The sequence below is a fragment of the Streptomyces tagetis genome, assembly GCF_018069565.1.
Classification (GTDB): Bacteria; Actinomycetota; Actinomycetes; order Streptomycetales; family Streptomycetaceae; genus Streptomyces; species Streptomyces tagetis.
On record NZ_JAGPNL010000003.1, the window covers coordinates 536479 to 548205 of the forward strand.

Consider the following 11727-nt stretch of genomic DNA (forward strand, 5'->3'; position numbering starts at 1 on the left):
GAAGGACGGTTCCCCGTGACGGAGGCAGCGGAGCTCCCGCCTGTGCCCGAGCAGGCACGTGAGGTGTTCGGCGATCGCTACGCGGACGTGATCCGCTACGCGGAGCTGCTCGCCGAGGCGGGAGTGCAGCGCGGACTGATCGGTCCGCGTGAGGTTCCCCGCCTGTGGGAGCGGCACTTGCTCAACTGCGCCGTGCTCTCGGAGGTCGTGCCCGAAGGCGTGACGGTGTGCGACGTCGGTTCGGGGGCCGGCCTGCCCGGCATTCCGCTGGCGCTCGTCCGGGAGGACCTGAAGATCACGCTCCTGGAGCCGCTGCTGCGGCGCACCAACTTCCTGACGGAGGTCGTGGAGCTGCTGGGCCTGGACCACGTGACCGTGGTGCGGGGCCGGGCCGAGGAGGTCATGGGCAAGATCCCGCCGGTGCACGTCGTGACCGCGCGTGCGGTGGCCCCGCTCGACCGCCTGGCCACCTGGGGGATTCCTCTGCTCCGCCCGTACGGGGAGATGCTCGCCCTCAAGGGCGACACCGCCGAGGAGGAGCTGAAGGCCGCGGCGGCGGCGCTGAGCAAGCTGGGCGCCGTGGAGACGTCGATCCTGCATGTCGGCGAGGGCATCGTGGACCCCCTCTCCACCGTGGTGCGGGTCGAGGTCGGGGAGAGCCCCGGCGGCGTGCGCTTCGCGGCCAAGCGGGCGAAGGCGGCTCGGACGGGGCGGACCCGCCGCCGCCGGTAGCCGACATCGGGTCGTCGAAACACCGAGGGGTCGGGGCGGCGGCGTGCCGAGGAGCGCCAGGGGTGCCAGGGGTGCGGACGGGGCGAGGGCACCGGGAACGCGGGTGAGGAAACGTACTCCACCCCAGCCTCCCCGACCGGCCTCGCCGGAGTGTCGCGGCTCCCCGGCCTCGGCCGCACTGCATCGTGTTTCACGTGAAACGTCGCTCACTGCTGCACGGCATCATCAGTCGCGGCCGCGCTGCGGCCGAACCGCGCGATCGACGGCCTCTCGGCTCCCTCGGGGAAGAGCCCGGGTCGTCGGACGCTGTATCCCTCTTCCGGGGCACGGAGTTGTCCACAGAGGTGGATTTCTCCACAGAAGGACAGACCTCACTGGTTCACGACCCCGGAGACATGGGAGGCTCTGTTCATTCCGAGCCTGAAGTCGAGGAGAGTGAATCCTTGCGGTCCGACGCCAACATCGCGGGACCGATGACCGATCCGGTCCCCGGTCCCCGAACCGAGTCGATGGGGGCGGATGTTTCACGTGAAACACCGCCTCCGATGGACGACACTCCGATCGGTCGTGCTGCCCAGATGGCGGTAGAGGCACTGGGCCGGGGCGGCGAGGGGATGCCGCGACCCGAGCAGACCCGCATCGTCGTGGTCGCCAACCAGAAGGGTGGGGTGGGCAAGACGACGACGACCGTCAATCTTGCCGCCTCGCTGGCTCTGCACGGTGCCCGTGTCCTGGTCGTCGACCTGGACCCCCAGGGGAACGCGTCCACGGCCCTGGGAATCGACCACCACGCCGATGTGCCGTCCATCTACGACGTCCTGGTGGAGAGCCGGCCTCTCTCGGAGGTCGTCCAGCCGGTGGTGGACGTCGAGGGACTCTTCTGCGCGCCCGCCACGATCGATCTCGCCGGTGCGGAGATCGAGCTGGTCTCGCTGGTGGCACGGGAGAGCCGGTTGGAGCGGGCGATCCAGTCCTACGAACAGCCGCTGGACTACATCCTCATCGACTGCCCGCCCTCACTGGGTCTGCTGACGGTCAACGCACTCGTCGCCGGCCAAGAAGTGCTCATCCCGATCCAGTGTGAGTACTACGCCCTGGAGGGCCTGGGGCAGCTTCTGCGCAACGTCGACCTGGTCCGGGGACACCTGAACCCGACGCTGCACGTGTCGACGATCCTGCTCACCATGTACGACGGCCGGACGAGGCTCGCCTCCCAGGTCGCGGAAGAGGTGCGCAGCCACTTCGGCGAGGAGGTGCTGCGGACGAGCATTCCTCGCTCGGTCCGTATCTCCGAGGCGCCGAGCTACGGGCAGACGGTGCTGACCTACGATCCAGGTTCGAGCGGAGCCCTCTCCTACTTGGAGGCGGCCCGCGAAATCGCACTGAGGGGCGTGGGCATCAGCTATGACGCGACCCAGGCCCATATCGGTGCACAGACTGATCCGACCATGGTGGAGGGGATGCAGTGAGCGAGCGACGGAGGGGATTGGGCCGTGGTCTCGGCGCACTGATTCCCGCTGCTCCGACCGAGAAGTCGGTGGCCTCGGCAGCGCTGGGGAACGCGGCGTCCGCGCCCCCCGCGGGGGTTCCCGGACTGTCGGCCGAGCGAGGTGTGGCGGCGGCGAAGGTGGCGGCACTCGCCTCCGTTTCACGTGAAACAGAGGCACCCGGCACACAGAGCGGTTCGGATCTGCCGGCGGCTCCCCTGGGCGCGCACTTCGCCGAGATCCCCCTTGACGCCATCACGCCGAACCCGCGGCAGCCGCGCGATGTCTTCGATGAGGACGCACTCGCGGAACTCGTGACCTCCATCAAGGAGGTGGGCCTTCTCCAGCCGGTCGTCGTCCGGCAGACGGGTCCTTCGCGGTACGAGCTGATCATGGGCGAGCGTCGCTGGCGGGCCTGCCGTCAGGCGGGCATGGAGGCCATCCCCGCGATCGTCCGGGCGACCGAGGACGAGAAGCTGCTGCTGGACGCCCTGCTGGAGAACCTCCACCGGGCCCAGCTCAACCCCCTGGAGGAGGCAGCCGCCTACGACCAGCTCCTCCAGGACTTCAACTGCACCCACGATCAGCTCGCGGACCGGATCGGACGTTCCCGTCCACAGGTCTCCAACACGCTGCGTCTGCTGAAGCTGTCGCCGACCGTGCAGCGGCGGGTCGCCGCCGGGGTGCTCTCGGCGGGCCATGCTCGGGCGCTGCTCTCGGTGGAGGACGCGGAGGAGCAGGACCGGCTGGCCCACCGGATCGTGGCCGAAGGGCTCTCGGTGCGGGCGGTCGAGGAGATCGTGGCACTGATGGGCTCCCGTCCGCAGAAGGCCACCCGGCCCAAGGGGCCGCGGGCCGGTGCCCTGGTCTCTCCGGCACTCTCCGACCTGGCGACCCGGCTCTCGGACCGCTTCGAGACGCGGGTGAAGGTCGACCTGGGACAGAAGAAGGGCAAGATCACCGTGGAGTTCGCCTCCATGGAGGACCTGGAGCGCATCCTCGGCAGTCTCGCTCCCGGTGAGGGGCGCGTCCTGCAGAAGAGCCTTCTGGACGGCGACTCGGAGGAATCCGACTCCTGATGTCGGACGAGGGACACCGTGATGGTGTTCCCTGTCGTCGGGGCGGGTCGTGATCCGGTACCTCACCGGATCACGACCCGCCCTTTGCCGTTCGTCGGTGTCGGTGCCACCCCATCGTCGATACGATGCGAACGAGAGGGGCGCTCGCACCCGGCAGTACCTCCGAGAGGCAGGCAGGGGCCATGCGAACGATGAGCCGCGCCGCACTGGTCAGCGCGGGAGTGGGGCTGGGCGTGGTCGGCGGGTTCCTGTGCGGCCTGCTCAGGGAACGGGACGCCCTGAGGGCCGCCCGTGCCGCGGCTGGTGAAGGAAGCGAGGATCAGCCTTCATGGGGCGTCGGCTCGTACCGCTCACGCTGGACAACCTTCAGGACCTCCCTCGGAGTTGCCGCTCGTGCGTCTTCTGGGAGTTGGACCCCGTCAGCGGCGAAGCCGCGGTAACCGGGGGCACGGCGGCCCTGGAGAAGGAGTCCTGGATCTCCGCCGTCCTGCTGGACTGGGGTTCGTGCGGTCGCGTGGTCTACGTCGACGACGTGCCGGTGGGCTTCGTCCTCTACGCTCCTCCCGCCTACGTCCCGCGCTCGATGGCGTTTCCCACGAGCCCCGTCTCCTCGGATGCGGTGCAGTTGATGACGGCGTTCGTCCTCCCCGCCTATCAGGGACAGGGGTTGGGCCGGGTGATGGTGCAGACGGTGGCCAAGGATCTCCTGCGGCGCGGGGTCAAGGCGATCGAGGCGTTCGGGGACGCCCGCTGGAAGGAGCCCGCCTGCGTGCTGCCGGCGAACCACCTCCTGGCGGTCGGCTTCAAGACGGTCCGCCCGCATCCGCGATACCCCCGGCTCCGGCTGGAACTGCGGTCGACGCTGTCCTGGAAGGAAGACGTCGAGATGGCGCTCGACCGGCTGCTCGGCGCCGTCCAGAAGGAGCCGGCGCTGCGGCCCCTGTAAGGAGCCTTTCCGTACGCCGTGACGCACTCCGTGACACCGGAAGACGGACGAAGGGGCCGACCCTGATGGGTCGGCCCCTTCGTGTTTCACGTGAAACATCAGTCGGCGATGAAGTCCTCGAGGTCGCGGACGATCGCGGCCTTGGGCTTCGCGCCGACGATGGTCTTGGCGACCTCGCCACCCTGGTAGACGTTGAGGGTCGGGATCGACATGACGCCGTACTTGGCGGCCGTGCCCGGGTTCTCGTCGATGTTCAGCTTGACGATCTCGATCTTGTCGCCGTACTCGGCGGCGATCGCCTCGAGGGACGGCGCGATCTGACGGCACGGGCCGCACCAGGCGGCCCAGAAGTCCACCAGGACAGGCTTGTCGCTCTTGAGCACATCCTGCTCGAAGGAGGCATCGGTCACTTGCTTGAGGGTGCCGGCCACGGCGGGCTCCTTAGTAACTGGTTGGGGCGGCGGGGTCAGACAGTGGTCTTCTCAGGCTCGGCCTGGTCCTCGTCGCTGAGGGCGGCGAGGAAGCGCTCGGCGTCGAGAGCGGCGGCGCAGCCGGTGCCGGCGGCGGTGATCGCCTGGCGGTAGGTGTGGTCCACCACGTCACCGGCGCCGAAGACCCCGGTCACGCTCGTACGGGTCGACGGAGCCTCGACCTGCAGGTAGCCCTCGGGGTCCAGTTCGAGCTGGCCCTTGAAGAGCTCCGTGCGCGGGTCGTGGCCGATGGCGATGAACAGGCCGGTGACCGCCAGGTCGGACAGCTCACCGGTCTTGACGTTGCGCAGCTTCAGACCGGAGAGCTTCTGGTCACCCTGGACCTCGGCGATCTCGCTGTCCCAGACGAAGGTGATCTTCGGGTCGGCGAAGGCGCGCTCCTGCATCGCCTTCGAGGCGCGCAGGGTGTCACGGCGGTGGACGACCGTCACGGACTTGGCGAAGCGCGAGAGGAAGGTGGCCTCCTCCATCGCCGTGTCACCGCCGCCGATCACGGCGATGTCCTTGTCCTTGAAGAAGAAGCCGTCACAGGTCGCGCACCAGGAGACGCCGCGGCCGGAGAGAGCGTCCTCGTTCGGCAGACCGAGCTTGCGGTGCTGGGAACCGGTGGTGACGATGACGGTCTTCGCCCGGTGGACCGTGCCCGCGGTGTCGGTGACGGTCTTGATCTCGCCGGTCAGGTCGACGGCGACGATGTCGTCCGGGATCAGCTCGGCACCGAAGCGCTCCGCCTGGGCCCGCATGTTGTCCATGAGCTCGGGACCCAGGATGCCCTCCTGGAAACCCGGGAAGTTCTCCACATCGGTGGTGTTCATCAGCGCACCACCCGCCGTGACGGCGCCCTCGAACACCAGCGGCTTCAGCGACGCGCGCGCGGTGTAGAGCGCCGCCGTGTAGCCGGCGGGCCCGGAGCCGATGATGATCACGTTTCGGACGTCGCTCACGGCTTCATTCCTCGTCTCTGGACTGCGTCTTCAGGGCCGGACGGAACTCTTCTACGGAGCTCTCATCCCACCCAACGGATACTAAGGGGCGCGCATTCCCGCTGTGTCCGGGCACACGGAAGCGGTGCCGGGACATCCGGGAGTGCCCCGGTTCGGGAAGCGACGGGACCGGACGCCGGCTCCACGGTGCCCGGAGGGCGTGGCCGTGGCAACCGTGCTCAGGGACGCGCGTAGCTGTGCTGGAGGAGGACGGTGCCCGTGCCGAGGGACGGACGGCCGACACAGGCCGAGTCGACGAGGTAGGCGGTGACCCGGCCGTCGTACGCGGGGTCGGGCAGCACGACGAGCAGCGCCTCCTTGCCCTGGTAGACACCTGCCTCCGTGGCGAGAGCCGCTTCCTCCCGACCAATGCCCTGCCGCACGCACTCGGGGACGGTCGGCTGCTCGAAGACGTGGTTCTCCGGTTCGGTCTCGGACTCCATGCCGAGGGTGTGCGGTGTTCCGGGACCGCTCCCCTCTTGCTGCCCGTCCGCGAGGAGACCCGCGACAAGGTCCTTGAGCCGGCCTTCGGAAAAGGTGTCCGCGAGCGTGGTCCGGGCCTGCGTGGCGGTCTCGGACGTGCCCCTCTCCCCCAGAGACGACACGATCACGGAGCCGAGCCCCAGGGCGGCGGCAGCGGTCACGGCGCCCAGGAGCGCGATCCTGCGCCGTCCGGCCCGCCCGCGGTCCTTGCGCCCGGGGCCGGTCGTGGAGGGCCGGGCCCGCCCCGCCGGCCGCGCTGCCGCTCCGCGTGTTTCACGTGAAACGGACGCGGGGTCGTGCGCCGGCTCCCGCGTCTTCGCCTCCGCGGCGAGAGCGGCGTCGATACGACCTGCCACGTCCTCGGGCATCGGGACCGGCTCCGGCAGGGTCCCGAGCAGGTCCCGGATCTCCAGCAGGGACGCGTGGACGTCCGCGCACGGTGCACAGGTCTCCAGATGCCGTCGCAGCAGCGTGGTCCGTGCCGGTGCGAGGAGGCCCTCGGTGAGGTCGGAGATCTCCGTGACATCAGGGTGCCCGGTCATGTCTGCCGTCGATGACGTCATGCTCGTTCACCTCCGTCCTTCACTGCGGCTGTGTCGTTCGGCTCCGCGTCCGGGGGAATCGTCGGCGGTCCCGCTGCGGGTGGGACGGATGCCTTCGGCATCCGGTTCCGCTTCCCGTCGGCCGTCTGTCTGTCACCGCTCCCGCCGGGGCGCAGATGGGTGAGCAGCGGCAGGAGGCGGGCTCGTCCACGGGCGCACCGGCTCTTGATCGTGCCGGGACGGACATCCAGGATGCGGGCCGCCTCCGCGACGGGGTACCCCTGCATGTCCACCAGGATGAGAGCCGCCCGCTGGTCGGCCGGCAGGGTCCCGAGGGCTTCCAGCAACTGCCGGTGCAGGTCGTTGCGTTCGGCGGGGGCGGAGGCCGACTCGTGCGGCTCCAGCAGATGGTCGAGGCGTTCGGTGTCGTCGACCGGGGAGGTCTTCCGGGAGGCCGCCTTGCGGGCGCGGTCCAGGCAGGCGTTCACCGTGATCCGGTGCAGCCACGTCGTGACGGCCGCCTGGCCCCGGAAGGTGTGCGCGGCCCGGTAGGCGGAGACCAGGGCGTCCTGGACGGCGTCGGCGGCCTCCTCGCGGTCCCCCAGGGTGCGCAGGGCCACCGCCCAGAGCCGGTCGCGGTGGCGGCGCACCAGCTCACCGAAGGCATCCGGGTCACCCTCCACATGCCGGGCCAGGAGGTCCTGATCGCTGGTGTCGCCGTACGCGGTGCCACCAGCCATCGGACCCCCTCCCCGCTCGTCGGTGGTGCTCAGCCCTTGAACGTGACGTCGGTGATGGCCTGCTTGTAACCGGCGCTGCTGTAGCCGTCGGCCGGTGCGTACGGCAGAGCGGTGATCCACAGCAGCACGTACCTGCTCTTGGCGGGCTCCGACGCCTTGACCGTGAGCGAGGTGCCGGTGGTGGTGGCGGTGCCGATCTCCTTCATTCCGCCGATGCCCGTCGAGGGGGACAGCGCGTCGGTGGCGTAAAGGTGCACGGTCGTGCGGTCACCGGGGTACCGGAGACCTATGGTCGCCGTCGACAGATCCTGGGTGGAACCGAGGTCGTAGACGATGCCGACACCGGGCTTGTACGGAGCGAGCGGTGGTCCGTCCTTGTAGTACTTGGTCCGCCAGAACGTGGAGGGGTCGCTGTCGTAGGTCTTGTGCACGTCCTTCGGCGCCTGGGCCGAGCCCTCGACGACGTACTCCTGGGCGCCCTGGACGGCGATCGGCTTGGTGGGCTTGTTCTGCTCGGCGTTCTTGTCGCTGCCGTCCGTCGTCTGCGTCTGGTTCTGGTCGTCGGCCTTGCCGCCGCGTTGCATGAGGAGGTCCGCGAGCTGCCAGCTACCGAGGCCGAGCGCGGCGATCAGCAGGGCGGAGACGCCCCACTTCAGCACCTTGCCGGTGCGGCTCTGCAGCGGGGGCGGCGGGGCCGGCACCGGCTGGGTCACCCCGGGATGCGGGGCCGGGCGGCTGTGGCCGCCCTTCTGGTACGCCGTGCGCTGGTAGGAGGGCGGGGCGGTGTACGCGGGCTCCGGCGGGCGGATGCGGGGCATCTCGCCGATCGCCTTCACCAGCTCCTCCGGCGTGGTGCACGGGGACTCGTGGCGGGAGGCGGTGGCGCCGTCGTTGGCGAGCGCCCGCATGGCCAGCTCCGACAGCCCGCGGTGGACTCCGGCCCGTACCTGGTCCGCGGGGAGCAGACCGACGTCCTTGGGCAGGCCGGACAGACCGTAGGCGTCGTCCTCGTACGGCCAGCGCTGGGTGAGCATGGCGTACAGCAGGGCGCCGATCGCCTCGGTGTCGGTGCGCTGGGGCGTGTCCGAACCGATGCCCCGCAGGGCGGCGTTGACGGCGAGCCCGCGGATGCGCCACTGGCCGGTCGAGGTGCGCAGGACGGCGTTGGGGTTCAGCCGCAGGTGGGCCAGCCCCTCCCGGTGGGCGGCGGCCATCGCCGAGGCGATCTGGGTGACCATCTGGTAGGCGTCGTACGGCTCCAGCGGGCCGGAGGCCAGGAGCGCGGTCAGCTCGGTGGCGTCGGGGAGCCACTCGTGCACGACGTAGACGAGGTCGTTGTCCTCGACGGCGTCCAGCACCTGGACGAAGCGGGGATCGCCGAGGAGCGCGGCGGAGCGGGCGGAGGCCAGCACCGGCCGGGCACGCGGATGGTCGGCCGGCAGGATGTGCACCCCGACGGCCCTGCGGAGCTTCTCGTCGACGGCACGCCAGCTACTGAATCCGTCCAGTCGGGTGAGGCACTCCTCAAGGCGGTAGCGTCTGGCGAGTTTGTGCCCGCTGTGCAGTTCGGGAGGCGAGGTCCTGCCGCCTTCCTCGCTCGTGGGGCTCCCTTGTGCCTCGTCGCTGTCCGTGTCCCGCTCCCGGTTGTTGGCCACCCCGTCGGCCGTGGACTGGTCCGCCTGTGCGGTCAGCGACTGCTCGTCGCTGTTGTCTGCCACGTCGACGGCAGCTGTGCTCCGTTCCGCCACCGTCGTTCCTGCCTCCCCAATCGATGCACGCCGTCCGACACCCGTCGCGTGCAGTCCGACGCCAAAACCAATTGTGCCCACAGTCCGCCGCTATGCACGACACACGACGGCGGACGATGGTTGTGCGCCTACCCCCGGTTTCAGCGTCCCAGGCGTCCGCGCACCATGCCGACCAGCGAGTTGACCTCCTCGATGCGCATGCGGCGGGCGGCCACGAAGAAGACGCCGAGCAGGACGGCGCCGCCCGCCAGCAGCGCGGCGAACGATCCGGGGACGCCCTGGCCGAGCGTACGGCTGATCCCGAAGCAGGCCGCGCCGCTGAGCAGGACGGCGGGGACGGACGCGATGCCCAGGCGGGCGTAGGTCCGCAGCACCCGGGAGCCGTCCAGGTCGCCGCCGAGCCGCTTGCGCAGCCGGCGCCAGGCGACACCGACGCCGATCGCGTACGCGAGCCCGTAGGCGGCGGCCATGCCGACCACGGCCCACCGTGCCGGGATCACGAGGTAACACACCGCCGAGGCGGCCGCGTTGACCAGGGCCACGATCACCGTGTTGTAGAAGGGCGTCCGGGTGTCCTCGTAGGCGTAGAACGCGCGCAGGACGATGTACTGCACGGAGTACGGGATGAGGCCGAGGCCGAAGGCCATCAGTATGAAGCCCATGTTCGTGGCTCCATCGGTTCCGGAGGAGCCGAAGATCAGGGTGCACATCGGGACGCCGAGCGCGATGAAACCGAAGGCGATCGGCACGATCGCGACGGCGGTCGTGCGCAGCCCCTGGGAGATGTCGTCGCGGACCGCGCCGGAGTCCTCCTCCGCCGCCGAACGGGAGATCCGCGGCAGCAGGGCGGCCATCAGGGAGACGGTGATGATGGCCTGCGGCAGACCCCAGATGAGCTGGGCGTTCGCGTAGGCGCTGAAGCCGGTGCCGGGGATCTCGGTGTCCGCGACGGACGCCGAGGCGAGCTGGGTGACGACGAGGGCGCCCGCCTGGTTGGCGAGCACGAAGAGGATCGTCCACTTGGCGAGCATCGCGGCCTTGCCCAGGCCGTGGCCCCGCCAGTCGAACCGCAGCCGCAGGCGGAAGCCGGTCTCGCGCAGGTAGGGGATCATCGCCAGGGACTGGACCACGAGGCCCAGCAGCACGCCCACGCCGAGCAGGCGCTCGCCCTCCGGCGGGATGTTCTGGACGGTCATGCCGGAGTCCGCGGCCGTGCCGTAGACCCAGATGAACATGCCCAGCGTGACGATGATGACGATGTTGTTCAGGACCGGGGTCCACATCATCGCGCCGAACCGGCCGCGGGCGTTGAGGATCTGACCCATCACCACGTGGACGCCCATGAAGAAGATGGACGGCAGGAAGTAGCGGGTGAAGGTGACGGCGACATCGTTGGCGGCGGGGTTCGTGGCGACGGAGTTCGACAGTGCGCGGACCAGCAGCGGGGCCCCGAGCATGGCCAGCGCGGTGAGCACGCCGAGCGCGACCATGACCAGGGTCAGCAGCCGGTTGGCGTACGCCTCTCCGCCGTCGTCGTCCTCCTTCATGGCGCGCACGAGCTGGGGGACGAACACGGAGTTCAGACCGCCGCCGACGGTGAGGATGTAGATCATCGTCGGCAGTTGGTAGGCGACCTGGAAGGACTCGCCCAGCAGGACGAGCCCCAGCGCCGAGACGATCATCGCGGAGCGGATGAACCCGGTCAGCCGCGAGACCATCGTGCCCGCCGCCATGACGGCGCTGGACTTCAGCAGACCGCCGCCCCGCCCGCCCTTCTTGGGGGCGACGGCCGGGGGCTCCTCCACCTCTTCGGCGGATTCGATGCTCGGGGCGACCGCGTACTGCCCCGGGGCCGGCGCGAGCGGGCCGGGTGCCGGCGCCTCGTCGAACCGTCCGGAGGCCCGGTCCCCTCCGCCCTGCTCCGGTCCCCGTCCGCCCCCGTACGGCCCCGGTGACCGCGTGGGCGCGGGCACCTGTCCGGGGTCGTCGTACGAGGGGTGGCCGCCGTTGCGCTGCTGGTCCTGGAAGAGGTGGGCGAAGGCGTCCGGCTCGGGGCGCTCCTCGCTCGCCTGGCTGACCAGGTCGTCCACACCGACGAACTGCGTCGTCCGCGGGTCGTCCCCGTACGGCAGGCGCCGCGTCGGGCCTTCCGGCTCCGGCGGCGGCGTCTGCGCCCAGACCCGCGGGTCGGGGGCGTGGGGGGACGGGGCGGGCGGGCCGTACAACGGCGGCTGCGCGGGGCCCGGGGGCGGCGGGGGGTGCGCGGCACGGTCGTACAGCGCCTCGGAGACCGGGTCCTGGGCGGAGAGGTCCTGCGCCCGGTAGGGGTCCTCGTCGTAGGCGTCCTGGAGGTACATGTCCGCGGGCGGCTGCGGCGGTGTCCCCGTGCGGTCGGGCGGCGGACCCTCGGGGTCGCCCGAGCCGTCCACGGCCTGACCGCGGTCACCGTCGTACGGCGCGTTCATGCTTACCCCACCTCATCGTCCCGGGCCGACC

General features: G+C 70.4%; 10 protein-coding genes. 4 read left to right on the top strand and 6 right to left on the bottom strand.

The features are described 5' to 3' along the window. Window positions 1–15: 15 nt before the first annotated feature. From rsmG to J5Y05_RS14680, 4 genes are all read left to right on the top strand, one after another. Window positions 16–732, top strand: a complete 717-nt coding sequence (gene rsmG / locus J5Y05_RS14665; protein ID WP_210872365.1) for a 16S rRNA (guanine(527)-N(7))-methyltransferase RsmG — start codon at window positions 16–18, stop codon at window positions 730–732. Window positions 733–1127: 395 nt separating this feature from the next. Next, window positions 1128–2201, top strand: a complete 1074-nt coding sequence (locus J5Y05_RS14670; protein WP_210872781.1) for a ParA family protein — start codon at window positions 1128–1130, stop codon at window positions 2199–2201. Further along, entirely contained in the window at window positions 2198–3298 is a 1101-nt protein-coding gene (locus J5Y05_RS14675; RefSeq protein ID WP_210872367.1) for a ParB/RepB/Spo0J family partition protein, read from the top strand. The genes J5Y05_RS14670 and J5Y05_RS14675 overlap by 4 nt, the downstream gene beginning before the upstream one ends. A 328-nt stretch (window positions 3299–3626) precedes the next feature. Continuing rightward, a complete protein-coding gene (locus J5Y05_RS14680) occupies window positions 3627–4244 on the top strand; it encodes a GNAT family N-acetyltransferase (RefSeq protein ID WP_210872369.1) in 618 nt (205 codons plus the stop codon). Window positions 4245–4342: 98 nt separating this feature from the next. Here the strand turns inward: J5Y05_RS14680 and trxA are convergent, their stop codons facing one another. The 6 genes from trxA to murJ all read right to left on the bottom strand — a co-directional run bounded on the left by trxA (window position 4343) and on the right by murJ (window position 11696). Further along, window positions 4343–4675 (bottom strand): thioredoxin, encoded by a 333-nt coding sequence (trxA, locus tag J5Y05_RS14685; protein WP_210872371.1) that lies wholly within the window; start codon window positions 4673–4675, stop codon window positions 4343–4345. A 35-nt stretch (window positions 4676–4710) separates the two neighbouring features. Next, window positions 4711–5679, bottom strand: coding sequence for a thioredoxin-disulfide reductase (gene trxB, locus J5Y05_RS14690; protein WP_210872373.1), 969 nt, complete (start codon window positions 5677–5679; stop codon window positions 4711–4713). 218 nt (window positions 5680–5897) lie between these two features. Next, window positions 5898–6764, bottom strand: a complete 867-nt coding sequence (locus J5Y05_RS14695; RefSeq protein WP_210872375.1) for an anti-sigma factor family protein — start codon at window positions 6762–6764, stop codon at window positions 5898–5900. Next, a complete protein-coding gene (gene sigM / locus J5Y05_RS14700; protein WP_210872377.1) occupies window positions 6761–7483 on the bottom strand; it encodes an RNA polymerase sigma factor SigM in 723 nt (240 codons plus the stop codon). The genes J5Y05_RS14695 and sigM overlap by 4 nt, the downstream gene beginning before the upstream one ends. Window positions 7484–7512: 29 nt before the next feature. Further along, entirely contained in the window at window positions 7513–9231 is a 1719-nt protein-coding gene (locus tag J5Y05_RS14705; RefSeq protein ID WP_210872379.1) for a protein kinase family protein, read from the bottom strand. A 140-nt stretch (window positions 9232–9371) separates the two neighbouring features. Further along, window positions 9372–11696, bottom strand: a complete 2325-nt coding sequence (murJ, locus tag J5Y05_RS14710) for a murein biosynthesis integral membrane protein MurJ (RefSeq protein ID WP_210872381.1) — start codon at window positions 11694–11696, stop codon at window positions 9372–9374. Window positions 11697–11727 lie beyond the last annotated feature (31 nt).

Excerpts from the sequence above, each read along its gene's own strand:
- J5Y05_RS14670 (WP_210872781.1), top strand. The coding sequence starts at position 1,128 with ATGGGAGGCTCTGTTCATTCCGAGCCTGAAGTCGAGGAGAGTGAATCC.
- J5Y05_RS14680 (WP_210872369.1), top strand. The coding sequence starts at position 3,627 with ATGGGGCGTCGGCTCGTACCGCTCACGCTGGACAACCTTCAGGACCTC.
- sigM (WP_210872377.1), bottom strand. The coding sequence starts at position 7,483 with ATGGCTGGTGGCACCGCGTACGGCGACACCAGCGATCAGGACCTCCTG.
- J5Y05_RS14695 (WP_210872375.1), bottom strand. The coding sequence starts at position 6,764 with ATGACGTCATCGACGGCAGACATGACCGGGCACCCTGATGTCACGGAG.
- murJ (WP_210872381.1), bottom strand. The coding sequence starts at position 11,696 with ATGAACGCGCCGTACGACGGTGACCGCGGTCAGGCCGTGGACGGCTCG.